The 24,137-nt window shown below is 72.2% G+C and carries 21 protein-coding genes and 1 pseudogene; 7 read left to right on the top strand and 15 right to left on the bottom strand.

Annotated features, from left to right (window positions below; translation table 11 throughout):
• Window position 1: 1 nt before the first annotated feature.
• The gene (locus ABD333_RS12195) at window positions 2–1,216 is read right to left on the bottom strand and encodes an MFS transporter (RefSeq protein WP_344540558.1); all 1,215 of its coding nucleotides are present in this window, start codon (window positions 1,214–1,216) and stop codon (window positions 2–4) included.
• 31 nt (window positions 1,217–1,247) lie between these two features.
• Between ABD333_RS12195 and ABD333_RS12190 the strand changes: the two genes are divergently transcribed.
• Window positions 1,248–1,985 carry an AAA family ATPase gene (locus tag ABD333_RS12190; protein ID WP_344540557.1) on the top strand — a complete coding sequence of 246 codons (738 nt, stop codon included), beginning with the start codon at window positions 1,248–1,250 and terminating at the stop codon, window positions 1,983–1,985.
• Between the two features lie 18 nt (window positions 1,986–2,003).
• Here ABD333_RS12190 and ABD333_RS12185 read toward each other — a convergent pair whose 3' ends face one another.
• From ABD333_RS12185 to ABD333_RS12175, 3 genes are all read right to left on the bottom strand, one after another.
• Entirely contained in the window at window positions 2,004–2,585 is a 582-nt protein-coding gene (locus ABD333_RS12185) for a TetR/AcrR family transcriptional regulator (RefSeq protein WP_344540555.1), read from the bottom strand.
• Between the two features lie 73 nt (window positions 2,586–2,658).
• Window positions 2,659–3,489 carry an alpha/beta fold hydrolase gene (locus tag ABD333_RS12180; RefSeq protein WP_344540553.1) on the bottom strand — a complete coding sequence of 277 codons (831 nt, stop codon included), beginning with the start codon at window positions 3,487–3,489 and terminating at the stop codon, window positions 2,659–2,661.
• 126 nt (window positions 3,490–3,615) lie between these two features.
• The gene (locus ABD333_RS12175; RefSeq protein ID WP_344540551.1) at window positions 3,616–5,118 is read right to left on the bottom strand and encodes an MFS transporter; all 1,503 of its coding nucleotides are present in this window, start codon (window positions 5,116–5,118) and stop codon (window positions 3,616–3,618) included.
• A gap of 116 nt (window positions 5,119–5,234) precedes the next feature.
• On the opposite strand from ABD333_RS12175, the gene ABD333_RS12170 reads away from it, so the two are divergent.
• The 3 genes from ABD333_RS12170 (at window position 5,235) to ABD333_RS12160 (ending at window position 7,863) form a co-directional block, all read left to right on the top strand.
• Entirely contained in the window at window positions 5,235–6,320 is a 1,086-nt protein-coding gene (locus tag ABD333_RS12170) for an S-(hydroxymethyl)mycothiol dehydrogenase (protein WP_344540550.1), read from the top strand.
• Complete coding sequence (locus ABD333_RS12165) at window positions 6,320–6,961, top strand: MBL fold metallo-hydrolase (protein ID WP_344540548.1); 642 nt, start codon at window positions 6,320–6,322, stop codon at window positions 6,959–6,961. The genes ABD333_RS12170 and ABD333_RS12165 overlap by 1 nt, the downstream gene beginning before the upstream one ends.
• 122 nt (window positions 6,962–7,083) lie before the next feature.
• Window positions 7,084–7,863, top strand: coding sequence for an RlpA-like double-psi beta-barrel domain-containing protein (locus ABD333_RS12160; protein WP_344540546.1), 780 nt, complete (start codon window positions 7,084–7,086; stop codon window positions 7,861–7,863).
• Window positions 7,864–7,869: 6 nt separating this feature from the next.
• Here the strand turns inward: ABD333_RS12160 and ABD333_RS12155 are convergent, their stop codons facing one another.
• The gene (locus ABD333_RS12155; protein ID WP_344540545.1) at window positions 7,870–9,453 is read right to left on the bottom strand and encodes an adenylate/guanylate cyclase domain-containing protein; all 1,584 of its coding nucleotides are present in this window, start codon (window positions 9,451–9,453) and stop codon (window positions 7,870–7,872) included.
• 178 nt (window positions 9,454–9,631) lie between these two features.
• Between ABD333_RS12155 and ABD333_RS12150 the strand changes: the two genes are divergently transcribed.
• Together ABD333_RS12150 and ABD333_RS12145 are read left to right on the top strand one after the other, a co-directional pair.
• On the top strand, window positions 9,632–9,964 hold the full coding sequence (locus tag ABD333_RS12150; RefSeq protein ID WP_344540543.1) for an SPW repeat protein: 333 nt from the start codon (window positions 9,632–9,634) through the stop codon (window positions 9,962–9,964).
• A gap of 77 nt (window positions 9,965–10,041) precedes the next feature.
• A complete protein-coding gene (locus ABD333_RS12145) occupies window positions 10,042–10,617 on the top strand; it encodes a TetR/AcrR family transcriptional regulator (protein ID WP_344540541.1) in 576 nt (191 codons plus the stop codon).
• A 75-nt stretch (window positions 10,618–10,692) separates the two neighbouring features.
• On the opposite strand, the gene ABD333_RS12140 is transcribed toward ABD333_RS12145, so the two are convergent.
• The 5 genes from ABD333_RS12140 to ABD333_RS12120 form a co-directional block, all read right to left on the bottom strand.
• Window positions 10,693–12,249 (bottom strand): COG1361 family protein, encoded by a 1,557-nt coding sequence (locus tag ABD333_RS12140; RefSeq protein ID WP_344540539.1) that lies wholly within the window; start codon window positions 12,247–12,249, stop codon window positions 10,693–10,695.
• Window positions 12,250–12,786: 537 nt separating this feature from the next.
• Window positions 12,787–13,281: a winged helix-turn-helix transcriptional regulator gene (locus ABD333_RS12135; RefSeq protein WP_344540537.1), complete on the bottom strand. Its 495-nt coding sequence runs from the start codon at window positions 13,279–13,281 to the stop codon at window positions 12,787–12,789.
• 58 nt (window positions 13,282–13,339) lie between these two features.
• Window positions 13,340–14,743 carry a vWA domain-containing protein gene (locus ABD333_RS12130; RefSeq protein WP_344540535.1) on the bottom strand — a complete coding sequence of 468 codons (1,404 nt, stop codon included), beginning with the start codon at window positions 14,741–14,743 and terminating at the stop codon, window positions 13,340–13,342.
• Between the two features lies 1 nt (window position 14,744).
• A complete protein-coding gene (locus ABD333_RS12125; protein WP_344540534.1) occupies window positions 14,745–15,638 on the bottom strand; it encodes an AAA family ATPase in 894 nt (297 codons plus the stop codon).
• 3 nt (window positions 15,639–15,641) lie between these two features.
• A complete protein-coding gene (locus ABD333_RS12120; protein WP_344540533.1) occupies window positions 15,642–16,070 on the bottom strand; it encodes a hypothetical protein in 429 nt (142 codons plus the stop codon).
• 153 nt (window positions 16,071–16,223) lie between these two features.
• Here ABD333_RS12120 and ABD333_RS12115 point away from each other — a divergent pair, with 153 nt between their 5' ends.
• Window positions 16,224–16,595, top strand: coding sequence for a hypothetical protein (locus ABD333_RS12115; RefSeq protein WP_344540532.1), 372 nt, complete (start codon window positions 16,224–16,226; stop codon window positions 16,593–16,595).
• Window positions 16,596–16,630: 35 nt separating this feature from the next.
• Here the strand turns inward: ABD333_RS12115 and ABD333_RS12110 are convergent, their stop codons facing one another.
• The 5 genes and pseudogenes from ABD333_RS12110 to ABD333_RS12090 form a co-directional block, all read right to left on the bottom strand.
• On the bottom strand, window positions 16,631–18,826 hold the full coding sequence (locus ABD333_RS12110) for an acyl-CoA dehydrogenase family protein (RefSeq protein WP_344540530.1): 2,196 nt from the start codon (window positions 18,824–18,826) through the stop codon (window positions 16,631–16,633).
• 115 nt (window positions 18,827–18,941) lie between these two features.
• Window positions 18,942–19,943 (bottom strand): TerC family protein, encoded by a 1,002-nt coding sequence (locus ABD333_RS12105; protein WP_344540529.1) that lies wholly within the window; start codon window positions 19,941–19,943, stop codon window positions 18,942–18,944.
• Between the two features lie 239 nt (window positions 19,944–20,182).
• Window positions 20,183–21,385: a glycosyltransferase family 4 protein gene (locus ABD333_RS12100; protein WP_344540527.1), complete on the bottom strand. Its 1,203-nt coding sequence runs from the start codon at window positions 21,383–21,385 to the stop codon at window positions 20,183–20,185.
• Window positions 21,378–23,015 (bottom strand): murein biosynthesis integral membrane protein MurJ, encoded by a 1,638-nt coding sequence (murJ, locus tag ABD333_RS12095; protein ID WP_344540525.1) that lies wholly within the window; start codon window positions 23,013–23,015, stop codon window positions 21,378–21,380. Before murJ ends, ABD333_RS12100 begins: the two co-directional genes overlap by 8 nt.
• 262 nt (window positions 23,016–23,277) lie before the next feature.
• A pseudogene (locus tag ABD333_RS12090) lies at window positions 23,278–24,135 on the bottom strand (hypothetical protein); the annotation flags it as partial.
• Window positions 24,136–24,137: the final 2 nt, after the last annotated feature.

Below are 24,137 nucleotides of genomic sequence, written 5' to 3'. Positions count from 1 at the left end.
CTCACGTGATCGGTCCGAGCCTATTCCGCAGGGCCGCGGCGGTGGCGAGGGTGGTCAGCAGACCGCCCGTTCCGGCGACGATGAACGCGGTGCGCGGGCCGGTGAGGTCCAGCAGGAGCCCGCCGCCGAGGTAGGACAGCGCCGCGGCGACGCCGATGGCGCCGTAGAGCGAGCCGAAGACGCGGCCGAGCAGGTGGGCGGGGACGTTCCGCTGGATGAGGGTGTTGGTGGCGACGTCCATCGCGGCGATGCCGACGCCGCGGGTGGCCTGGACGACGAAGGCCGCCCCTACCGCCCAGGCGAAGCCGGTGAGGAGGTTTCCCGCGCTGCTCACCGCGAAGCCGGTGAGCAGGAGCGCGGGCAGCGCCAGGCGGGGGCGCGAGAGCAGGGCGTAGCCCGCGAAGAGGCCGATCCCGACGGCTGCCAGGAGCAGGCCGACGGCCGCGTCGCCTCCGTCGAAGGTGTCCTTGGCCAGGAAGACCAGCGCGACGTCGTCGATCCCGTTGCACGCCACCACGGCGATGAAGCCGAGGCCGACGGCGCGCAGGAGCGGAGTGGCCGCGATGTGCCGGAGGCCGGTGATCGCGTCGTTCAGGATCGTCGCGCGCTCGTCCGGGGCGGGCGGCCGGGCGGCGGGCAGGAACACCAGGAGGACGGCGGACAGCAGGAAGGTGGCCGCGTCGACCAGCAGGACGCCGCGCACGTCGAGCAGGGGCAGCAGCAGCGCGGCGAGCAGCGGCCCGAGCGCCTCACCGCCGTTGGTGCCGAAGCCGATGGCCGCGTTCGCGCCCTCCAGGTCGCGGTCGGGGACGAGGGCGGGCACGACGGCGCGCGACGCGGGCTGGAAGATCTGCCCCGCGATCGACCGCAGCGCGACCAGGCCGAGGATCAGCGGCAGCGGGAACACGGTGATCCCGAGCGCGATCACCGCGATCAGGGCGGCCTGCGCCACCTCACAGACGATCATGACCCGCCGCAGCTCGAACCGGTCGGCGACCACGCCGGTCAGCGGGCCGAGCAGGGCGGGCGCGAAGTCGCCGACGAGCAGCAGGAGCGCGACCGCCAGAGCCTGGCCTGTGGTGTCCGCCACGTGGACCATCAGGGCCACCAGGCTGAGCGAGTCGCCGAGGAACGAGACCGCGCGGGCGGTCCACAGGCGGCGGAACGGCGGGTCGGAGCGAACGAGCCGCAGCGCGCTCCTGCCTTCGGTGGTCATGGAGGGGAGTTTTCCGCATGTTGGGAGGCCGATGTCGGTGATCTCCGGTACGGTGGCGCATTCCCTCGCCGGAACCACCGGCGCCGGGCGTTCGTTTTCTGAGCACCGCCGACCTCGGGGGCCTAGACCAGGAGAGACAATCCGCGAACTCAACGAGAGGGCCACGTCCGCGCAGCTCACCGAACTGCGCTATCCGGCCGGATCGCTGGTGCTCGTCGCCGGGCTGCCCGGCGCGGGGAAGAGCACCCTGCTCGACCGGCTGTACGGCCTGCGCGGTGACGAGACCCTGCCGGTGATCTCCGGCGACGCACGGGTGATCGACTCACGCCAGTCCCGTAACTGGTGGGCGCGCTTCCTGGGTCCCGTGCCGCAGCGGCTCCGCGTCCCTGTCGTGCACGCCAGCCATGTGTGGCGGATCGCCCGGGCGATGTTCCGGGGTCACGCCGTCGTCGCGCACACCCGCGGCACCTGGCCGCACATCCTGCGCGGCTTCGCCTGGCTGGCGCGGCGGCGCGACGCCGAGGTGCACCTGATCCTGCTCGACGTGGACGCGCGCACCGCGCGGGCCGGCCAGGTCGCCCGGGGCCGGATCGTGACGCCGGCGGCGTTCGCGCGGCACGTCCGCCGCTGGCGGCCGCTGATGGAGCGCGCCCGCGACGGGCACGTGCCGCCGGCCGACGGCGTCACGGTGCTGGACCGCGCCGCCGCCGACCGGCTGAAGACGATTCGTTTCGACGCGGCCCCGGGAGGCGAGCCCGAATCCCGGTAAGGCGACCAGCGCGGTCCCTCAGCTGAAGAGCAGCCCTTCAAGGGCGGCCAGCATCTCCTCGCGCGCGGCATCGCGGTCGGCGGCCCGGGCCACGACCATCGCGGCCTCGTCGAGTGCGCCGAGCACCAGGTGAGCCAGGGGGCGGACCGCCTGCGGACGCAGGGCTCCGGCGTCGATCGCCGTCTGCAGGGCCGTCTCGATCACGCCCAGGCCGTGCCGCGCGCCGATCTCGCGCCAGCGTTCCCAGCCGAGCACGCCGGGGGCGTCGAGCAGCAGGATGCGCTCGACCTCGGGGACGGCGCAGGCGTCGAGGAACGCGCGAGCGCCGGCCCGGAGGGCGTCCGCCGGGTCCGCGGGACCGGTCAGCGCGTCCTCGACGACCCGCCGCGTGACCTCGGCCTCCACCTCCTCGACGACCGCGTCGAACAGTGCCCGCTTGTCGCTGAACTGGTGGTAGAGCGCGCCGCGCGACACCCCCGCCGTGCGGACGATCTCCTCGGTGCCGACGTCGGCGTACCCGCGCTCGCCGAACAGTCCTCGTCCGGCGGTGATCAGGGCCGTCCGGGTCGCCCGCGAACGCTCGGCGTGCGTCCTGCCCACAGCCGTCACCGTTCCCCCACCCCTCCGCGTGCGTACAGACTGCTGGCAAATATCCAGACAGTCTGTACGCATCCTAAGTGGAGACCGCGAAGTCGCGGATCAGCGCGGCCGTGCGGTCGGGTTGGTCGATCATGACCCAGGTGAGGCTGTCGTCGATGCGCTCCACCCGCGCGTCGGGCAGGACCGCGGCCAGCAGCTCGGCGTGCGCGAACGGGAAGAGCCTGTCGTCCGGGGCGAAGGCGAGCAGCGCCGGCCGGCCGAACTCCGCCAGCCGGATCGCCGCCTCCCGGGTGACGTCGGGCCTGAGTCCCCGGGTGACCTTGACGCAGTCGCGGCGCACGCCCGGGTGGCGGCGGAACGCGGCGATCCACCCGTCGATCAGGTCGTGCGGCAGAGGGCGTCCGGTGAGCAGGCCGTAGGCGAACGGCAGCCGGCGCAGTGCCCGCACCCGGAGTGACCCGATGGCGAAGGTGATCAGGGCCGGAACCCGGGCGGCGGTCACCAGCGGCTTGAACAGCGCGGGCGGGCAGTTGTCGAAGCAGTCGCCGGGGGTGAGGACCAGCCTGGCCACCCGCTCGGGGTGCCAGGCCGCCACGACCTGGGCGATGGCGTCGCCGCTGTCGTTGCCGACCAGCGTCACGTCCTCCAGGTCGAGCGCCGCCAGGGCGTCCGCGACCAGCGCGCCCAGTCCGCGCAGGCTGAGGTCGGCATCGGGCGCCATCGGGACGGTGTGCGCGCCCATCGGAAGATCCAGCGCGATGCACCGGAACTCTCCCGCGAGCCGTTCGATCACGCCGTCCCACAGGCGGCCGTCCATGACGTAGCCGTGCAGGAACACGATCGGCGGCCCGGCCCCGGCCTCCCGGTAGCGGATCGTGCCCTGGCTCAGTTCGATGTGCGGCATCACGCCTCCGGAAAATACATACAGGCTGTCTGTAAACCGTCATGCCGAGAATCACATACAGGCAGTCTGTATTTCAAGTGCTCCGGACGGGCGGTCGCGACAGCGGAACGGGCGCCGGCCCCGTCCTCAGTGGCCGGACTTGGTCGGGCGGAAGTCGTGCGGGATCAGCCACCAGCCGATCAGGCCTGAGGCGAGCAGCAGCACGGCGGCGGCGAGGCAGGCCGTGCCGAGAGAATCGGTGAACGCCTGGCACGCGGCCACGATGATCTCCCGCGCCTTCGCACCGCCGACCTCCTCCGCGACGACGGTGGCCTCGCCGATGGAGTCGCGCACCTTGGCGTGGACATCGCGAGGGAGGCCCAGGGCGGGCATCGCGTTGAAGTACAGGACGTGGGCCAGGCTGCCGATCACCGCGACGCCCATGGCTCCGCCCAGTTCGTAGGAGATCTCCTCGACCGCCGCCGCGCCGCCCGCCTCCTCCTGCGGAGACGACGACAGCAGGGCTACCGACGCGGCCGTCGCGGCGACGCCGAAGCCGGTGCCGAGACAGGCGAGGGCGATCGCGACCTCGACGTAGTGCAGGTCGCCGTCCAGATCGGCGGCCCAGGGGACGGCCATGCCGACGGCCGCGAGCAGCATGCCCAGCCCCAGCACGGTGCTCACCCGGAACCGGTCGAGGAACCTGGGCGTGAACAGCGGAGCGATGATGAGCGCGACCGGGGCGGGCAGCAGCCGCACCCCGGCCTCGAACGGCTTGAGGCCCTCCGCGTACTGGAACCACTGGCTCAGCAGGAACAGCACCGCGCCGAGCGCCATCATGCCCAGGAAGATCGAGACCGCCGAAACGCTGAACGTCCGGTCGCAGAACATCCGCACCTGCAACAGCGGGTTGTCCAGCCGCAGCTGGCGGCGCACGAAGACGGTCAGCACGACGGCCGCCACCGCCAGGAGAACGAGCCCCAGCGGCACGTCATGGCCGCCCACCAGCTTGATCCCCCCGGCCAGCGCGACCATCCCGACCATCGACTGGCCGACGCCCCACCAGTCCCAGCGGCCCTCGCGCGGGCTGACCGACTCGGGGACCAGCCACCACGCCAGCCCGATGCAGACGACGGCGACCGGCACGTTGAGCAGGAACGCGGCCTCCCACTCGTACAGCTGCACGACCAGGCCGCCGACCAGCGGGCCGAAGGCCATCCCGGCGCCCATGACGGCGGTCCAGACGCTGTAGGCGAGCGCCCGCTCCCGGGGATCGGTGAACACCACCCGCAGGATCGAGATCGTCGAAGGCATGATCGCCGCGCCGCCCACGCCGAGCAGCGCACGGGCGGCGATCACCACCCAGGGGGCATGGGCCACGACCGCCAGCAGGGAGGCGAGCGTGAAGATCACGAATCCCGCGATCAGCAGCCGGCGGCGGCCCCACCGGTCACCGAGCGCGCCCGCGGTGATCAGCAGTCCCGAGAGCACCAGCGCGTACGCGTCGATGATCCACAGCTGTTCGACCGAGTTCGGCCGCAGATCGTCCACCAGGGAGGGGAACGCCACGTTCAGGATCGTGGCGTCCATCGCGATGATCAGCAGGCTGCCCGACAGCACGGCCAGCACCGCCCAGCGCCGCCTGCCCACGCTCCACCCCCCGTTCCGGCGGGGGGCTGATCGACATCCTTCCCGGGTGGAACGGTCCCACACGCCCCGGTCGATAGGGTCGTCCTGGTGCAGGACGAGGAAAGGCGGCAGCGGCAATGGCGCAGCAGGTACGCGGAGTCATCGCTCCGGGCAGGGGCGAGCCGGTCCGGATCGAGACCATCACGATCCCCGATCCCGGGCCGGGCGAGGCGGTCGTACAGGTCCAGGCCTGCGGGGTCTGTCACACGGACCTGCACTACCGCGAGGGCGGCATCAACGACGAGTTCCCGTTCCTGCTCGGGCATGAGGCCGCCGGGATCGTCGAGTCGGTGGGCGAGGGCGTCACCGAGGTGGCGGCTGGCGACTTCGTGATCCTCAACTGGCGCGCCGTGTGCGGCCAGTGCCGGGCCTGCCTGCGCGGGCGGCCCTGGTACTGCTTCAACACCCACAACGCCGCGCAGAAGATGACCCTGGCCGACGGCACCGAGCTCTCGCCCGCGCTCGGCATCGGCGCGTTCGCCGACAAGACGCTCGTCGCCGCGGGGCAGTGCACCAAGGTCGACCCGGCCGCCGCGCCCGCCGCCGCCGGGCTGCTGGGCTGCGGCGTCATGGCCGGGCTCGGCGCGGCCATCAACACCGGCGGAGTCGGCCGGGGCGACTCGGTCGCGGTCATCGGCTGCGGCGGCGTCGGATCGGCCGCCGTGCTCGGCGCCCGGCTCGCGGGCGCCAAGACGATCATCGCGATCGACCTGGACGGGAGGAAGCTCGACGCGGCCACCGGGCTGGGCGCCACCCACACGGTCAACGCCGGGGAGGCCGACGTGGTCGAGGCCGTCCGCGACCTGACCGGCGGCTTCGGCGCCGACGTGGTCATCGAGGCGGTGGGCCGCCCGGAGACCTACCGGCAGGCCTTCTACGCCCGCGACCTGGCCGGAACGGTCGTGCTCGTGGGCGTGCCGACGCCGGAGATGACGCTGGAGCTCCCGCTGCTGGACGTCTTCGGCCGCGGCGGCTCGCTCAAGTCCTCGTGGTACGGCGACTGCCTGCCGAGCCGCGACTTCCCGATGCTCATCGACCTCTACCTCCAGGGCCGTCTCGACCTGGACGCGTTCGTGTCCGAGACGATCCCGCTGGACGGTGTCGAGGCCGCCTTCGAGAAGATGCACCACGGCGACGTGCTCCGCTCGGTGGTGATCCTCTGATGGCGGGCGGATCGCGGGTGCGCGTCGACCACCTGGTCACGTCCGGCACGTTCTCCCTGGACGGCGGTACGTGGGAGGTCGACAACAACGTCTGGATCGTCGGCGACGACACCGAGGCGATCGTCATCGACGCCGCGCACGACGCCGACGCCATCGCGGCGGCGGTGGGCGACCGCACGCTGGCGGCGATCGTCTGCACCCACGGCCACGACGACCACATCGACGCGGCGCCCGCGCTGGCGGCCCGCACCGGCGCGCCGGTGCTCCTTCACCCGGCCGACCTCATGCTCTGGAAGCAGCGCCACCCCGACGTGGAGCCCGACGCCGAGCTGGCCGACCGCCAGGTCATCACGGTCGCCGGGACGGAGCTGACCGTCCTGCACACGCCCGGCCACAGCCCGGGCGCGGTGTGCCTGTACGCGGCGGACCTGGGCACGGTCTTCTCCGGCGACACCCTTTTCCAGGGCGGCCCCGGTGCGACCGGGCGGTCGTTCTCCGACTTCCCGACGATCATCACCTCCATCCAGGAACGGCTGCTGACCCTTCCGGCGCGGACCCTGGTCCGCACCGGGCACGGCGACGACACCACCATCGGCGACGAGGCCCCGCACCTGGAGGAGTGGATCGCACGCGGGCACTGAGCCCCGCCGGCGGCCGGCCGCGGACCCATCGAATCGGACACATCAGGACGCATCGACGGGATAGAGTCCACCTTCGGTGCTCCGGGGAGCACCGGACGACGGCCGCCGAGACGGGAGACGCGATGCGAGGCGGAGCACGGCCCGTCCTGGCCGCCGTGCTCGCGTGCTGCGCCGTCGCGGCCACCGGCTGCGGATCCGACCCGCCGGCCTCGGCCGACGCCCCGCCGGTCGCGATCCCGCCCCTGGCCACGGCCTCGGCCGAGGCCACCGTTCCGGTGACTCCGTCGTCCCCCGCTCCGGACCGGGCGGCAAGGCAGCCGCTCTCCCCCGGCCCCGGGAGCAGGCCGGTGGGCAAGCCCGGACGCTGGCGGGTCACGGTCTATTACACGCTGGTCGAACGGTTCCACGGCGGCAAGCCCAAGGCCGTCCGGGGGTGCACCGAGTTCCACTGCAAATGGGGGAAGACGCCGCTCGGCTCGTACCCCGAGGACTTCATCAAGGCCGTGCAGATCGAGGGCAGCGGCCGCATCACGACGGGGCCGCGGCGCGGCCGCTACCTCAACTGGTCGTCCAGCGTCGGCTGGTGGCTGGACGACACGACCCGCGACTCGGCGGGCCGGCCGCTGCGCCCCTGGAGCACGGCCGCCGCCGACCGGGACGTGCTCGCGCGGGGCGCCAAGTTCCTGATCACCGACTGCGGCAAGAACGGCGCCGGGCGGCAGATCAAGGCGGCGACCTGCGCGAAGTTCCGGTCCCACGAGTGGACGGTGACCGACGTCTTCCGGCCGGGCTGGGGCGGCGACCACCACGCCGACATCTACATCGGTGAGGAGACCGGCCCCGGCTTCACCAAGTCACCGTTCTACACCGAACTCCACGGCGCGACCCTCTACACCCGCTGAGCGAAGTCAGTCCGCTGTGCGGGGTTCGGCCAGGCGTGTCGCGGCGGCCCGGCCGCGCAGCATGACCTCTTCGCCGATCCGCCACCGTGCGGCTTCCCTCGGGTCGGCGGACTCGACGACCGAACCGGCCGCGAGCACACGCCCGGCACTCGACTTGGCGAGGTCGGTCAGACGGGCCGCCTCGTTCACGGGATCGCCGATCACGGTGTACTCGAACCGTTCCTCGGCGCCGATGTGGCCCGCCACGGCCTCCCCCGCCGAGACGCCGACGCCCGCCGCCACGCCGGGCACCTCGTCCCGCAGCCGGGCGGCGAGCTCGCGCGCCGCGGCCAGCGCCCGGGTGGGCGCGCCGTCCAGATCCAGCGGCGCGCCGAAGACGGCCAGCGCGGCGTCGCCCTCGAACTTGTTGATCCAGCCGCCATGGCGTCCGATCACCTCGACCACGACGGCGAAGAAGTCGTTGAGCAGCCTGACCACCTCGGTGGGCGGCCGGTCGGCGGCCAGCCGGGTGGAGCCGACGAGGTCCACGAAGATCACCGCGACCTCGCGCAGTTCGCCGCCGAGGTCGATGCCGCGCTCCAGCGCGACCCGCGCGACGTCCTCCCCCACCTGCCGGCCGAAGAGGTCCTGGAGCCTCGCGTGCTCGCGCAGGCCGGACGCCATGTGGTTGAACCCGGCCTGCAGCAGCCCGACCTCGCTGGCATCGTAGACGGGCACCGCGACGTCGAGATCGCCGCGTTCGACCCTGGCCAGGCCCAGCCGCACCGACTCGACCGGGTCGGCGATGGCCCGCGCGGCGCCGTAGGTGACGCCGAGGCCGACGACGAGCGCGATGCCGCCGAGGGCGAGGACCGCCAGTGCGAAGTCCCGTACGGTCACCCGGGCCATCAGGAACGAGCCGACCGCGAGCACGATCAGGCCGAGGATCGGCACGGCCGTGCCCAGTGCCCAGGCGAGCACGGACCGGGCCACCACGCCCGGCAGCCCGGTGTGCTGCGGCATGCCGGTGCGCAGCGCGGTGGTCACCGCCCGGCGCAGCAGGCGCTCGGTGAGCAGGTAGACGACGGTGCATGTGGTCAGGCCGCCCAGGAGGCTCGTCAGGCCGAGCTTGACCGCCAGCAGGCCGTCGAACGGCGCGTTGATCACGACCCAGCCGACCGTGCCGATTCCCCAGAGCGTGAGATGGAGGGCCATCAGCCGCAACGGCCCGTACAGCAGCAGGAGGCGTTCGCGCTTGTCGGGCTTCCGGTCGGTCTCCACCAGCCGCCGGACGCGCCGGAAGAAGCGTTCGCCCAGCACCAGGCCGACCGGCACGGCCAGCACGACGTACGCGCCGAACACCGCGAAGTTGATCAGGCGCAGCCGGCCGGAGACCGCACCGTCCGGGTTGGGAACGATGACCGTGAACAGGAGCACGACCAGGGCGCCGACCAGGTTGGCCAGCCCGGTGGCGACGGTCACCAGCAGCCGCGCGCGATGGACGATCCGGCCCCGCGAGTCGTCCGGACGGCCGTCGATCAGCCGCCATAGGGGAGCGAGCAGGCTCCGCTGCGGGCGCACGGCCGCGGCGTCCACCTCTTCGATCTCCATGAGGGTGCAGGGTAGCCGGTCGATTCCCATGGTCAGACGGCACCGGATCCGCCGAGGCCTGCCGAACCTCACCCTGCGGCCAGGAGGGACGAGCGCGCCGGGCAGATTGACCGGCCGGTCAATCAGGGGATCCATAAACGACAAAGAGGTCCAAACGTGATCTCCTGGAGGTGGGGAAATGGACAAGTTCGCATGGCAGGACGCCGTCGCCTTCGTCGCCGGCCTCGCCGCTCTCCTCGCGCCCGAGCTGTGGACCGACGGCCACGGCGAGCAGCCCCTCATGGTGCTCGGCGCCCTGCTGGCCCTCGCGGGCCTGTACGCCCTGCTCAGGGCACCCGGCCCGTCGGCGTGGACGGCCACGGCGTTCGCGCTGCTGATCTTCGTCTCCCCGTGGGCGTTCGGCTTCACGAGTTACGACGCTGCAGCCTGGACGGCATGGATCGCCGGTGGCGTCGCGACTATCGTCGGCCTGTGGGGAGCCACCCAGGCGCGTGGCACGGCCACGACCTGAAACGAAGACCCCGAAGGTGGTCCCTGGCGCGTACGCGGCGCGCCCAGGGGCCACAAGCCTTTCAGGAGGCACAAGCCATGAGGGCGTCGAAGAAGGACGACGGGGTCGATGCCCGCACCCGCATCCTGGACGCGGCCGAGACCCTGTTCGCCGAACGCGGTTACGACGCCAGCTCGACGGCGCGCATCGCCAGGCTCGCCCACGTCCCCAAGGGCCTGGTCTTCCACTACTTCCCGCAGAAGATCGACGTCCTGGTCGCGCTGGTCGACGAGCGCACGTTCATCGAGGAGCTGCCCGAGGACGCCGTCGAGGCCCTGCCCGGAGATCCGGCGGGCACGCTCTCGCGGCTGGCCCGCCGGTTCCCGCTGCGCGCCTCCCCGGCGATGCGCCGGATCCTCTTCCGGGAGGCCGCCACGCACACGTCCGTCGGCGAACGGCTCGGGCGCCTCAACAGCGAGGTCTTCCGCCGGGCCCGGCGCGCCCTCGAACTGGCGCTGCCCGGCGCCCGCGGCGACCAGGCGCGCCTGGAGGTCGCCGCCGCCACGTTCGCGGCCGTCCTCATCTACCAGGAGAACCTCTCCCAGCTCACCGGCCAGGCCGTCGACCCCGACGCCGTGGCCGACCTCATCGCCCGCGCCCTGGGCGGCACCTGACCCGGATCTGTGCGAAGAGGGCCAGCCCGCCGCCTGCGGTGGCGGCGGGCCGTACCTCGATGCCATCGCGGACGCTCAGCGCGATTCCACGACCTCGACGTTGAGCGTGGCCCAGTCGTTGGCGTGGTCGTTGTCCACCGGCGTGTTCTCCGCGGCGTCGATATCGGCGTTCACGCTCAGCCGCTCCCCCGCCTGGAGCGCCGTGACGCCGGTGACCTTCACGTCCTTGGCCTCACCGGTCAGCTGCGGGATCGTGCATTCGAACCGGTCGTTCGGGATGCTCTGCATCCGGCAGGTCCCGCCCTCGACCTCGACCCGCGCGTCGCTGAGCGGCACGCTGGTCCTGACCACCACCCGCGAGTCGACCCTCGGCAGGGGGCCGTGGTTGATCACCTTGGCCACGAGGGTCACCGGCTTGCCGACGACGACCGGATCGGTGCCCGCGGCGAGCTGCACGCCCAGGTCCGCGTGGTTGCCCGGCACCTTCACGTAGGCCGTCGACTGGTTGTCGCCGGGCCTCTCATAGTCGTCGTTGGCGGCGGTGACCTCGGCCCAGGCGTCGAAGACCTCACCGCTGATCTGCGGGGTGGCCTTGGCCTTGATGACGAACTCGCGAGAACCGCCCACGGGCAGGTCGCCCGCGTCGCAGTCGACGACGCGGTCGTATGTGCAGCCGTCCGGGACGGAAACGGACTCGATCCCGTGGTCGCCGTTCAGCCTGTGGACCTTCACTCTGGTCCGGCGTGCCGTGCCGGGGCCGGCGTTGGTGACGACGGCGCGGTAGGTCAGGACGGGCCTGTCCGGAAGTTCGGCGGCCGGTACCGAATCGGGGGTGACCGACATCGCCACGCCCAGGTCGGCGCGATGCTCGACCTCGGTCGTCTCGGTCACGGTGTTGTTGCCGGGTTCGGGATCCGGCGGAGGGTCCTGACCGGTGAACCCGGCGGTGAAGGACGTCAGGAGCTTGGTGCCCGCGGCGCCCGCGTCCACGGTGCCCGACACGGACACTTGGAGGAACCTTGTGAACGGGCACCGGAACCCCTCCTCGGTCCGGGCGCAGGAGTTGGGCGGGTCCGCGGAGGTGCGAGGATCGGTCAGCTGCGGACCGGGCTTGATGACCAAGGCCGCCGGTGCGGTGGTCAACGGGCCGTTGTTGGTCACCCTGACGTGGTAGCGCATCTCCGCCCCGGGAGCGACCGACTCCCGGGAGGCGTTGATCTCGACCTCAAGGTCGGCGCTGTTGTCGACGACGGTCGGCCCCATGTCCTCGGAGCCGCCGCCGCCGGGGTTGCGGTCGACGTTGTCGGCCCACGCCACCAGCGTGGCGCCCAGGCGATCCCCCACCTTGGCCCGGACGACCCTGGTACGAACCTTCACGGTCTTGACCTCGTCGGTGGGCACTGTGCCGAACCCACAGGTGACGACACGGCCGCGTACCGCGCAGCCGCCCGGCGACACCGACTCGACCCTGACGCCATACGGAAGCGTCAGTTTGGCGATCGTGCCGTAGGCCTTGGGCACCGACTCCCACCCGCGGTAATAGAAGGATGCTTCGTAGGTGACGACGGGCTTTGGCCGAGCCGCCGACGGCGCCAGCACCACGGGCGGGTCATAGGAAATCTGAGCGTCCATCTGAGGCCGGAACTCAGCGGCCGCCGGCGCGCTGAGGCCCGCACAGGAAATGGCTACCGCAAGTGACAGTGTGATCAGTTGCCGTGACCGTTCTCTCAGGCAACGCGAATTCATCCAACCCCGTTGTCGCATGTGCACTCCTGATGTGGGAGACGTTGTCATTACGACGCCTCTCGCACGGCCAGGAGATGACCGTAATGCCGGAGAAACTTTCGCGTCCCTGGTTTAGCCGCATTCCGAGAAAGGCCGTGACCGGCCACGATGTGCTCTCCGGAGTGGTCACGGGCGTCCCTTGATCTCTCGATCCGGCCAAGACCACGCACTGGGACTTCGACCAGGAAAAACGCTCCGGGGACGACCACGCCCGACAAGCCCGGCCATTCAGCGGGCGGGGGCCTCGCGGGCGGACGGCCGGATACCAAAGGAGACGTCAGACAGGCTGGCAGTGGCTGAATCCGGCCATCACTTCTCGTTGGCCAAGCGGTCTACGGAGGCGCCTGCTCCGCCGCTGCAGAATCCCGTCTGGCTCCGCCGGGGTCAAGGGCGGATCGGCTCAAGCATGCGGTGCGGCTCGCGGAGGAGCTTGCTGACCGGGTCGTCCCGCCGCTCGGATCCCGCGCCGGGACGCAGTTCGACGTCGTCGGGCGCCACGAGCGTGGTGCAGGAGGGGCAGCGGCCGTCGGAATCGATGCGGGTGCCGCAGGCGGCGTGAAGGAAGAGGCGGTACTGGAGTGAGCCGTGCAGTTGCTCGCCCCAGCGGCCGAGGGTGTGGACGACGGGCCACAGGCCGCGGCCCCGGGAGGTCATGACGTACTCGTGGCCCTGCTTGTCGAGCACCCCGGCCTCGACGAGCTTCTGCAGCCGGTCGGAGAGCACCGCCTTGGGCACGTCCAGATGGGCGCGGAAGTCGCTGAAGCGGCGGACTCCGTAGAACGCGTCCCGGACGATCAGGAGCGTCCAGCGCTCCCCGACGACCTCCAGAGCCCGGGCCAGCGAGCAGTCCTGCGAGGTGTAGTCCTTGCCGAGTGCCATGCCCGCCAGCCTACCCGGCACTAAGTTCGGTCACCGAACCATGATGGCCGCGATCGCGCTAGGCGAGTTCCTCGATGAACTCGGTGAGCTGGGTGAGATTGCGGCACTCGTACATCGGCAGCAGCTCGCCGTATCGCGAGGCCGCCGAGTCACCGGTGTCCCACTGGGAGCGCGGCTCGGGATTGAGCCAGTAGGCGTGCCGCGCCTGGCCGACCACGCGGCGCAGGAGCGGCAGGGAGAGCTCGCCGTAGTTGGAACGCGCGTCGCCGAGGACCAGGAGCGAGGTCCTGGGCGTGACGGCGTCCGCGTACTTCTCGTCGAAGACCTTGATGGCATGGCCGTAGTTGCTGCGCCCGGTGATCCAGACGAGCTCGGCCTCCGCCGCCATCCGGGTCATCGCGTCGACGACGTCGGTGCCGGGGGCGAAGTACTTGGTGATCTCGTCGGTCGTGTCGATGAACGCGAACGCGCGCACCTTGGTGAACTGCTCGCGCAGCGCGAACGTCAGCAGCAGCGTGAAGTGGGCGAACGCCGAGACCGAGTCGCTGGCGTCGCACAGGATCACCAGTTCGGGCTTGTGCGGGCGGCGCGGCCGGTGGTGGGTGGTGAGCGGCACTCCCCCGGTGGCCAGCGACGCCCGGACCGTCCGGCGGAAGTCGAGGCGCCCCCGGTGACCGAGCCGGTGCTTCTGGGCGAGCCGCGAGGCCAGGCGCCGGGCCAGCGGATAGACTTCGCGGCGCAGCGCGGCCAGGTCGGCGCGTGAGGCGGAGGCGAAGTCGAGCCGTTCCAGGGGCGGGCGGACGGCCAGGCGCGCGGTGCGCTCCACCCCGGTGTCCTCGGCGATCCGCCGGCGGACCTCGGTGGCGACCTGGCCCTCGAAGCGGGAGATCCGGTCACGGAACGTGCGGCGCGCGACCTGCTCGGCCATGCCGCCGCGTTCCCGTCCCGTGAGCACGGCGTTGAGGAGCCTGGCCATCAACGTCTCTGGCGACATCGCGCGCAGCACGCCGGAGGAGAACCACGACTCCTGGCCGGGTGTCTGCCCGTACTCCGCCACGGCCGTACGCGCGAACCGGCGCAGGCCCGCGTCGTCGCCCGACAGCAGCAGCTCGAACAGCTCCTCGCGCCGGGCCTGCACCTCGGGGTCGAGCGCCGGCGGAACGCGGCGTTCCTCCGGATCGCGCCGCCGGGCCGGCCGGTCCGGCGGGACGGCACCGTCGCCGAGGGCCGCCGGGAACCAGAGGTCGAAGAGCGTGTCGAAGGTCCGCCGGTGCGCGGGCCGCTTGACGAGCGTGGCGGCGTACGCGGCGCGCAGCGACTCCCGTTCGCCCAGGTCGATGAGCCGCATCGCGCGCACCGCGTCCAGGCCCTCGGCGACCGACACCGGCAGGCCCGCCTCGCGGAGGGCCGCGACGAAGGCGGTGTGCCGGTCGACGAGCGAACGCCGCGCGGGGGTGGTCACGTCAGCCCTTGAGACCCGAGGTGTCGAGGCCGAGCTCCTTGGCGGCGCGCTCCTGGTCGGAGACGTGCTTGAGGACGACGCCGAGGGTGCGGGCGACGGCGGCCTCGTCGAGCTCGTCCAGGCCGAGGGCGAGCAGCGTCCGGGCCCAGTCGATGGTCTCGGCGATGGACGGGGCCTTCTTGATCTCCAAGCCGCGCAGCGTTCCCACGGTGCGGACCAGCTGCTCGGCCAGCTCGGCCTCGATGCCGGGCACCTGGGCGAGCACGATGTCACGCTCGCGGTCCGGCCGCGGGTAGTCCAGATGCAGGTAGAGGCAGCGGCGCTTGAGCGCCTCCGACAGCTCGCGGGCGGCGTTGGAGGTGAGGACGACGAACGGCCTGCGCACCGCCGTGACCGTGCCGAGTTCCGGGATGGTCACCTGGAAGTCCGAGAGCACCTCCAGCAGCAGCCCCTCGACCTCGACGTCGGCCTTGTCGGTCTCGTCGATGAGCAGGACGGTCGCGCCGCTGCGGCGGATGGCCGCCAGGAGCGGGCGTTCGAGGAGGAACTCGTCGGTGAAGATGTCGTCGTGCGTGGAGTCCCAGGCCTGGTCGTTCGGCGCCGCCTGGATGCGCAGCAGCTGCTTCTTGTAGTTCCACTCGTACAGCGCGCGGGCCTCGTCCAGTCCCTCGTAGCACTGCAGCCGGATCAGCTCGGCGTCGGCGGCCCGGGCGACCGCCTTGGCCAGCTCGGTCTTGCCCACCCCGGCCGGGCCCTCCACCAGGAGCGGCTTGCCGAGCGCCTGCGCCAGGAACACGGTGGTGGCGATCGAGTCGTCGGCGAGATAGCCGGCGTGGGCGAGCCGCCGCTCCACATCGGCGGGCGAGATGAAGAGCGAGTCAGGATTCAGGCTCAAGGATCACGCCTTCGCTTTCGTGTAGGTCTGGTTCGTGCCGGCGAAGGTCATCTTCTTGCCGTCGGCGCTGACCTCCGCGCCCCAGTACGAGGCGCTCTTGGGGTCACCGCCCTGCCACGAGAAGCGGAACCTGCCCTTGCTCTCCGGAATGGCCTGACCGCTCCAGAGCGTGTTCTTGTCCTTCATCCAGACGCCCGTGCCGTCCGGCTTGAAGAAGAAGTAGTCCTGCCGTATCCCGACCCAGCGGCCCACGAGGGGCTTCACGTCGGCGGGCGCGACCTTGGGCAGCGGGGCCAGCTTCGCGGGCGCCTCCGAGTCGGCCTTGGCCGGGGCGTCGGCCTTCTTGTCGCCGCCGCCGCAGCCGCTGAGCACGAGAGCGACGGCGATCGCCGCGCCGGCCGGGGACAGGATCGAACGGGCCCGCACGCGCACGTGGACCTCCGGGAGGAGTGGGAGGAGGAAGGACGAAGGATTCGGCAGTTTACCGGCGCGCAGTCCCCTGACCCGCCTCAACCCTGGGCGGTACATAACGTTTCGTCCCCAGGAGGGACGCCAACCCACCGACCGGCGGCCTATAACCGAAGAATGACGACTCCACGGCTGCCACGGGACGATCTCGCCGCGGCACTGTCCGCCCGCCGCGAGCTCGGGCCCGACTACGACGACGCCTTCATCGACTCGGTCGTCGACCGGATCGAGCAGACGCTCGACGCGCGCCTGGCCGGTCAGCAGCGGCCGGCGCCGGGGCCCTCGTACGCTCCCGCCCCACCGCGCGCGACCCGCGGCGGCGGCAACGGCAACGGCGCCGACCTCGCCCTGGCCATCGTGTCCCTGGCCGCGGCCATCCCGCTGAGCGCCATCGCGGTGGTGAACGAGGGGATGGGCGCGCTCATCATCGTGTGGTTCTCGATCGTGGCGATCAACGTCGCGCACGCGCTGCGTCCCCGGCGCGGCTGAGCTCCACGCCTCGTCGCGCCGGGGCACGGTCACGCCTACTTCCCGGGCTCCGGGTCGCGGGGCAGGCCGAGCAGCCGCTCGCCGATGATGTTGAGCTGCACCTCGGTCGTCCCGCCGTAGATCGTCATCGCGCGGCTGAACAGCATCGCGCGGGCCACGATGCCGCTTTCGGCCAGCGGCACCTCGGTGGCCGCCGCCTCGCCCTGCGCCGCCCAGCAGTAGTCGGCCACGTCCTGGTTGAACTGCACGCCGAGGAGCTTGCGGACGCTGGCCTCCGCGCCCGGCTCCACCCCGTTCAGCTGCTTGAGCGTGGTGCGCAGGCCCAGCAGGTCGATGGACTGGCCCTGGGCGATCAACGTGCCGACCTCGGCCGTGGCGACCGCGTCCAGCTCCCTGTCCTTGAAGAAGTCCAGCAGCTCCGGCACGCCCATGCCCATGCCGCCGCCCGTGGACAGCGACACGCGCTCGTTGGACAGGGTGTTGCGGGCGACCTGCCAGCCCTTGTCGACCTCGCCCACCACGCAGTCGTCGGGGACGAAGACGCCGTCGAGGAACACCTCGTTGAAGATGGCCTCGCCGGTGAGCTCCTTGAGCGGCCGCACGTCGACGCCCTCGGCCTTCATGTCGACCAGGAAGTAGGTGATGCCGTCGTGCTTGGGCGCGTCCGGGTCGGTCCGGGCGATGCAGAAGCCCCACTGGGCGAACTGCGCGACCGAGGTCCAGATCTTCTGCCCGGTCAGCTTCCAGCCGCCCTCGACCCGTTCGGCCTTCATCGACAGCGAGGCGAGGTCGGAGCCCGCTCCCGGCTCGCTGAACAGCTGGCACCAGACCAGCTCGCCGCGCAGGGTCGGCCGCAGGAAGCGCTCCTTCTGCTCCTCGCTGCCGTAGCGGACGAGGGAGGGCACCAGCCAGGCGCCGATCACCAGGTTGGGCGCCTTGACCTTGGCGGCCTTGAGCTCCTGCTGGATGAGGATCTGCTCGACCGGCCCGGCGCCGCGTCCCCACGGCTCGGGGAAGTGCGGCACGGTCCAGCCGTCGTCGCCCATCTTCCGGTTGCGCTCGTTCTTGTCCTCGATCGCGGCGAGCTCGGCGATCTGGCCGCGGATGCGCTCGCGCAGCGGCTGGGTGTCGTCGTCCAGCTCCAGCTCGACGGGCCGGCGGCCGCCCTGCAGCGCGAGCTCGGCGACCTTGGCCGCCCAGCCCTTGGCGCCCCCGAGCAGAGCCCGCAGGGTCAGCGCGCGGCGCAGGTAGATGTGCGCGTCGTGCTCCCAGGTGAAGCCGATGCCGCCCAGGATCTGGATGGCGTCGCGGGCCGTCCGCACGCCCGCGTCGGTGGCGACGACGGCGGCCACGGCGGCGGCGAAGCCCGCCTCGGCCACGCCCTCGTCGAGCGCGCGGGCGGCGTCCCAGGCGGCGGCGCCGGCCTGCTCGGACGCGATCAGCATCCGGGCGGCCTTGTGCTTGACGCCCTGGAACTGGCCGATCGGGCGGCCGAACTGCTCGCGCACCTTGGCGTAGTCGGCCGCCGTCGTGACCAGCCAGCCGGTCAGACCCGCGGCCTCGGCGCCGAACAGCGTGGCCGCGAGGTCACGGACCTGCCCGGTGGTGACGCCGTCCAGCACGCGGTCGGCGGCCACGGACACCTCGGCGGCCTCGACCCGGGCGACCCGGCGTACCCGGTCCAGGCTCTCCACCGGCGTGACGGTCAGGTCGGCGGCGTCGACCGCCACCCACTGCTCGCCGTCAGAAGTCGCCACGGGCAGCACGACCACATCGGCGAGCAATGCCCCGAGCACCGTGCCGGCGTGCCCGCCGACCACCAGCGCGTCACCGTCGCGGCGGCCGGTCAGCTCGCCGGTCAGCGCGATCGCCGCGGTCTTCTCGCCCGAGGCGAGCGCGGGCAGCAGCTCGCCGCGCACCTTGGCGTTGCTGGAGACGTCGACCACGGCGCTCGTGAGCACCGTCGGCAGGAACGGGCCGGGCGCGGCGGCGCGGCCCAGCTCCTCCACGACCACGGCCAGTTCGAGCAGCCCGTAGCCCTGCCCGCCGTGCTCCTCGTCCAGGTGCAGGCCCAGCAGTCCCTGCTCGGCGAGGGCCGGCCAGAACGGCGGCCTGGTCTCCTCGTCCGCCTCCAGCGCGGCGCGCACGGCGGTCGCCGGAATGTTGCGCTCGGCGAACCCGCGCACCGAATCGGCGAGCGCCTCGTGCTCCTCGGTCAGCCCGATGGCCATTCGTCACCTTCTCCCAAGACCGCTGTCGCTCTGAGAACCGGTTCACTGCTCTGAGAACGTTGTTGACCACGATTCTAGAACAGCATTCTGGTTCCGTGCGGCAGTGACCTTACTCTCACACCGAATCCGACTCCAGTTTCTCCGCCGGTGTGCCGGACGTGTCGTCCGGGGTGATCGCGGCCGGTCGCTTCGGTGAGACAAGACTGGCGACGGTGACGGCGACCAGGGTGCCGCCGATCACGCCGAGGGACAGCCAGATCGGGATCTCCGGCGCCCAGGACACGCCGTACTCGTGCATCGCGTGGAAGATCAGCTTGATGCCGATGAAGCCGAGGATGAACGCCAGGCCGTGGCCGAGGTAGACCAGGCGCTCGGCGAGCCCGCCGAGCAGGAAGTAGAGCTGCACCAGCCCCATCAGGGCGAACGCGTTGGCCGTGAAGACCAGGTAGGGCTCGGTGGTCAGACCGAAGATCGCCGGAATGGAGTCCAGCGCGAACAGCACGTCGGTGGAGCCGATCGCGATCATCACGATGAGCAGCGGCGTGACCATGCGGCGGCCGTCCCGCTTGGTGACGATCTTGTCGCCGTCGTAGGAGTCGGTGGTGTGGATGAGCCGCTTGGCCATCCGCAGCAGGCGGTTCTCGTTGAACTCGTCCTCGTCGCCGCCGCGCACCAGACCGATCGCGGTCCAGATCAGGATGCCGCCGAAGATGAAGAAGACCCAGGTGAACTGGGAGATGGCCGCCGCGCCGACGGCGATGAAGATGCCCCTCAGCACCAGCGCGATCACGATGCCGACCATGAGCACCTTGTGCTGCGCCTGCTTGGGCACGGCGAACCTCGCGAGGATCACCATGAAGACGAAGAGGTTGTCGACACTGAGACTCTTCTCGGTGACGAAACCCCCGAAGTACTCGGCCGCGTAGCGGCCGCCCGAGAAGATCCAGACCCCGATGCCGAACGCGACGGCCAGGCCGATGTAGACGACCGACCAGAAGGCGGCCCTTCGGGTGGTGAACTCCTTGGTCTCGTCCCTGTTGATCACAAACAGGTCGATGGTGATGACGGTGAGGATCCCGATCAGAGTCAGGGCCCACACCCATGGCGATACGTTCAACGTGACACCTCCGGCGGCATGGCGAAGCGCCGGAGGTCTCTCCCGCCTTGACTGGCAGGCCGACGGCCCCGGGTCGATATGGATCGACCGTGCTGACGAGACCGCCGCGCAGGGATACTCCCCTCCACTATTCCGTTCCAACGACCGCAGCGATCTTTCCGTTCCCGGCGGCGGGAACTTTTTCCTAAAAACCGGAAACTCGTCCCGTCGGCCGCGAACAACGCCCGCGCCGAGGGCGTCTAAGTGGCTTTCGCTCCGAGGTCGAGGTAGAGACCGGCGAGCTGCTGGACGGCGTCGGCCTCGGTCGGCAGCTCCGTCGCCCGCTGGGCCGCCGCCGCGCCGAGCCGTACCGCCAGCGCCGGATCGTCCAGGATGCGGCTGACGGCCCGTTCCAGCGCGGTGGCGTCCCCGGGCGGCACCAGCAGCGCGGCGGCGCTCTCAGGCCCGTGCAGCAGCGGCTCGCCCGAGCCCGGACCCGGGCCCTCCGCTCCGAGCATCATCGGGATCCCGCCCACCCGGGTCGCGACCAGCGGCCGCCCCGACCGGAGGATCTCCTGAACGATCAGGGGCTGGCCCTCCCAGACGCTCGGCACCACCGCGACGTCGGAGGCGGCCAGCAGGCCCGGGACGTCGGATCGCCGTCCGAGGAGCCGCACCGGCAGGTCCTCGGCCTCGATCCGCCCCCGGAGCTCGGCTTCGAGCGGGCCGTCTCCGACGATCGCGACCAGCGGCGCGGGCGTGCGGCGGCCCCAGCCCGCGGCGGCGTCGAGCAGCGTGGGCAGCCCCTTCTGGTCCGCGAGCCGTCCGACCGTGAGGATCAGTGGCCGCTCCCCCACGCCGAGCTCGGCCCGTACATCCGCCCGTACGGCGGGTCCGGGCTGCGCCCGGGGCGCCGGAGCGGGTACGAGCGCGTGCCCGACCGACCGCGCCCCGAGAGCCCGCATCCGCTCTTCGAGGTCGGGGGACACGCCGAGCACCATGTCAGCGCCGCGCGCGACGACCCGTTCGAGCGCGCCGTAGATCGCGGCCGTCCTGCCACCGGCGATGACCGCGTTGTGGAGGGTCACGACCAGTGGAGGGCCGCCCTTGGCGAACCTCAGCGGGCCGGGCGCGACCCTGGCGCGGGCGGCGACCGCCAGTGCCCCGGCGCGCAGCCCGTGGGCGTGGACGACGCCGGCGTCACGCAGCAGCGTGCGCAGCCGCCGGACCGCCCTGGCGTCGTTGAGCGGGCGCGGACGATCGGCGAGATCGACCTCGGCGAACCGGGCGCCCGCCTCGCCGAACCCGAACAGCTCCTCGGTCTCGGCCGGCCCGCACACCAGCACGCGGGCGCCCGCCGCCACCAGCCCGGCGGCCGTGGACGACACGTGCCGTCCCACGCCGCCCGCGCTGGTCCCCAGTACGAGCGCGACCCGCAGGCCGCCCAGCTCCAGGTCAGACATCGCGCGTCACCCTCCGGCTCAGGACGGCCCGCAGATCCCGGCCGTCGATCACGAACGCGACCACCAGGAACACCACACCGGCGGCCAGGCCCGCCAGCGCCGCGACCCCGGCGTTCGCCACCTGGCCTCCGGTGCCGAGCACCGTGGCCAGGGCGTACCCCGCCGCACCGCCCGCGCCGGCTCCGGCCAGCCCGGCGGCCAGCGCGCGGGGCACACCGTGCACCGCCGCCCGGCCCCTCGCCCGGACGAGCGTCCCCAGCAGCAGTATCCCGGCCACGGTCATCCCGGCGGCGTTGCCGAAGCCCAGCGCGGCGACGACCCACTCCTCGTCCACGGACAGGACGAGCACGAGATCGGCGGCCATCACCACCAGCCATCCCGTGACGACGGCGATCGCGCCCATCCTGCCCCGGTGGCACGCGAACAGCACACGGCCGAGATGGGCGACCAGGCCGTAGCCGAGGAGCCCCGGCGCGAACGCGTACACCGCCCGGCTGAGGACCTCCTGCTGGAGCGGCTGACCCGGGTTGAACAACGCGGCGACCGGCGGCGCCACCGCGACGAGCGCGGCGGCGCCCCCGCACGAGACCAGGATGACGGCGCGGGTGGTCGCGGCCGTGATCTGGTCGAAGCGGCCGGTGTCCCCATCGCTCGCCCTGGCGGACAAGGCCGGAAACGCGCTGGTCGCGATCGGCACCGCCAGGATCGCCCACGGCAGCAGATAGACCGCCCAGGCGTACTGGTAGTTGGCGAGGGCGCCGATCGTCCCCTCGTAGCTCAGCCGGACGACCAGCAGGGCCGAGAGCTGCTGCGCCGCGACGGTGGCGAGCCCCGCGACGGCCAGCCGCCGCACCCGGCCCGCGACTCCGTCGGGAAACCTCAGCGTCGGCCGCAGCCCCAGGCGCAGCCGCCACGCCGCGACGCCCGCCGTGACCGCCATCGCGACACCGCCCATCGCGGTGCCGATGGACAGCACCAGCTCGGCGGAGCGCGGCAGGTGCTCCAGGTCGTTCTCGTAGCCGTGCCCGAGCGGCGCGAACAGCAGGTAGGCGCCGATGACGACGAGGCTGGACATCAGCGGCGCGAGCGCGGGCGCCACGAACCGCCGATGCGATTGCAGGAGCCCGTACAGCACCACCGCCAGCCCGTACATCACCATCTGCGGCGCCATGATCGCCAGCATGTCGGTGCCGGTCGAGACGATCCCCGAACGGGAGCAGCCGCTCAGGTCGTCCCCGACCATCAGCCGCATGACCGGGCCCGCGAGCAGCGCCATCAGCAGCGACAGCGGCACCATGAGCACGACGATCCACGTCAGCAGCGCCGAGGTGATCCGCCGCACCGTCTCGCGGTCACCGCGTTCGGCCGGGCCCGCCAGCACGGGAACGACCATGCTGGCCAGCGCGCCGCCCGCCACGATCTCGTAGACGATGCTCGGGAACTGCGTCGCGGTGAAGTACGCCTGGCTCAGGCACGACGTCGTGACCGTCTGCGAGAAGACGTACGTACGGCCGAAGCCCGCCAGCCGGGACAGGACGGTGATGATCCCGATGAGGACGGCCGCCCCCGCGAGGCCGCGCGTGAGGCCGCGGGCGAAGCCGCCGCTGACGGGACGCAGACGTGAGGACAAGGTACGGCGACCGTCAGACCGTGGGGTCTCCCGCACGCGGGTCGCCAGGCCGCGGGTCGCCCGCGGGCTCGACGAGCCGCAGCCGGGCCGGTCCGTTGGCGGAGTCGGCGTCGGAGGCGGGCCTGGCGGCGGAGTCGGCGTCGGTGACGCGCCGGGCAGCGGAGTCGGCGTCGGCGTCGGGCCTGAACGCCGCGTCTGGCCCGGCGGCGGACCCAGGGTGGGAAGCGGCGGCGGTGCCGTCGGCGGGCGGGGCGGACCGCGGCGGGGCGGGGGACGGCTCGACCGGCCGGCGGCCGAGCATGTCGAGCCGGTCCAGCACCGGCGTCTGCTTGATCACCTTGGTGAAGCTGACGAACTCGCTGGCGACGTTGAGGCCGACGAGCCCCGCCAGCACGGCCAGGCGAGGACCGCGGCCCAGCCGGGTGGCGGCGAGGCCGAGCAGCGCCCCCAGGGCGTTGGAGCCGGTGTCGCCGAGCATCGCGCGTTCGCCGAGGTCCTCGGGGAGCAGCACGGCGGCGGCGCCCAGCGGGGCGGCGACCACCGCGGCACCGGACGAGGTCAGCGCCAGCGGCGTGCCGGTGAGCAGCCCGACCTTGATCGCCCGGCCGGGACGCAGGTCGAAGAGGTTCATGAGGTTGGCGCCGCCCGCCACGATCGCGCCGTTCACCACGGTGTCGAACGCGCGGCCCGGACGGCCGGGCGCACCGGATCCGGCGATCGCGGCGGCCGCCAGGCCGGTGGCGCCGATGCCGAGGATCTTCACCGCGCCGCTGGTGACCTCGCCGCGGGCGAGCGCGGCCAGATGTCCCTTGAAGCCACGCGACGATGTCGTGCCCGCGAGGTCGTCATATCCGCCGAGCAGACCCGAACCGGCGCCCGCGAGCAACACGGCGGCGCGCATCCGCCCGCCGAGCCCGGGGGTCAGCAGGCCGCCCGCCGCCGCTCCGGCGACGAACGCGGGACCCTCCAGCAGGGTGACGGGCTCACCGCGATGGTTGGTACGGCCCCACACCTCGTCGCCGGGCACTCCGTTCACGCCGGGGGGACGCCGCGTCAGCGCGACGTAGGCCGCACGGCCCGCGGCCGCGCCGAGGGCGGTCCCGATGAGCACTCGCCGCATCG

This window comes from Actinomadura fulvescens, from assembly GCF_039533225.1.
Classification (GTDB): Bacteria; Actinomycetota; Actinomycetes; order Streptosporangiales; family Streptosporangiaceae; genus Spirillospora; species Spirillospora fulvescens.
Note: the sequence above shows the minus strand (reverse complement) of the source record. Positions and strands in the feature narration are given on the sequence as shown.

Excerpts from the sequence above, each read along its gene's own strand:
- ABD333_RS12195 (WP_344540558.1), bottom strand. The coding sequence starts at position 1,216 with ATGACCACCGAAGGCAGGAGCGCGCTGCGGCTCGTTCGCTCCGACCCG.
- ABD333_RS12190 (WP_344540557.1), top strand. The coding sequence starts at position 1,248 with ATGTCGGTGATCTCCGGTACGGTGGCGCATTCCCTCGCCGGAACCACC.
- ABD333_RS12180 (WP_344540553.1), bottom strand. The coding sequence starts at position 3,489 with ATGCCGCACATCGAACTGAGCCAGGGCACGATCCGCTACCGGGAGGCC.
- ABD333_RS12170 (WP_344540550.1), top strand. The coding sequence starts at position 5,235 with ATGGCGCAGCAGGTACGCGGAGTCATCGCTCCGGGCAGGGGCGAGCCG.
- ABD333_RS12165 (WP_344540548.1), top strand. The coding sequence starts at position 6,320 with ATGGCGGGCGGATCGCGGGTGCGCGTCGACCACCTGGTCACGTCCGGC.
- ABD333_RS12160 (WP_344540546.1), top strand. The coding sequence starts at position 7,084 with ATGCGAGGCGGAGCACGGCCCGTCCTGGCCGCCGTGCTCGCGTGCTGC.
- ABD333_RS12155 (WP_344540545.1), bottom strand. The coding sequence starts at position 9,453 with ATGGAGATCGAAGAGGTGGACGCCGCGGCCGTGCGCCCGCAGCGGAGC.
- ABD333_RS12150 (WP_344540543.1), top strand. The coding sequence starts at position 9,632 with ATGGACAAGTTCGCATGGCAGGACGCCGTCGCCTTCGTCGCCGGCCTC.
- ABD333_RS12145 (WP_344540541.1), top strand. The coding sequence starts at position 10,042 with ATGAGGGCGTCGAAGAAGGACGACGGGGTCGATGCCCGCACCCGCATC.
- ABD333_RS12140 (WP_344540539.1), bottom strand. The coding sequence starts at position 12,249 with ATGGACGCTCAGATTTCCTATGACCCGCCCGTGGTGCTGGCGCCGTCG.
- ABD333_RS12135 (WP_344540537.1), bottom strand. The coding sequence starts at position 13,281 with ATGGCACTCGGCAAGGACTACACCTCGCAGGACTGCTCGCTGGCCCGG.
- ABD333_RS12115 (WP_344540532.1), top strand. The coding sequence starts at position 16,224 with ATGACGACTCCACGGCTGCCACGGGACGATCTCGCCGCGGCACTGTCC.
- ABD333_RS12110 (WP_344540530.1), bottom strand. The coding sequence starts at position 18,826 with ATGGCCATCGGGCTGACCGAGGAGCACGAGGCGCTCGCCGATTCGGTG.
- ABD333_RS12100 (WP_344540527.1), bottom strand. The coding sequence starts at position 21,385 with ATGTCTGACCTGGAGCTGGGCGGCCTGCGGGTCGCGCTCGTACTGGGG.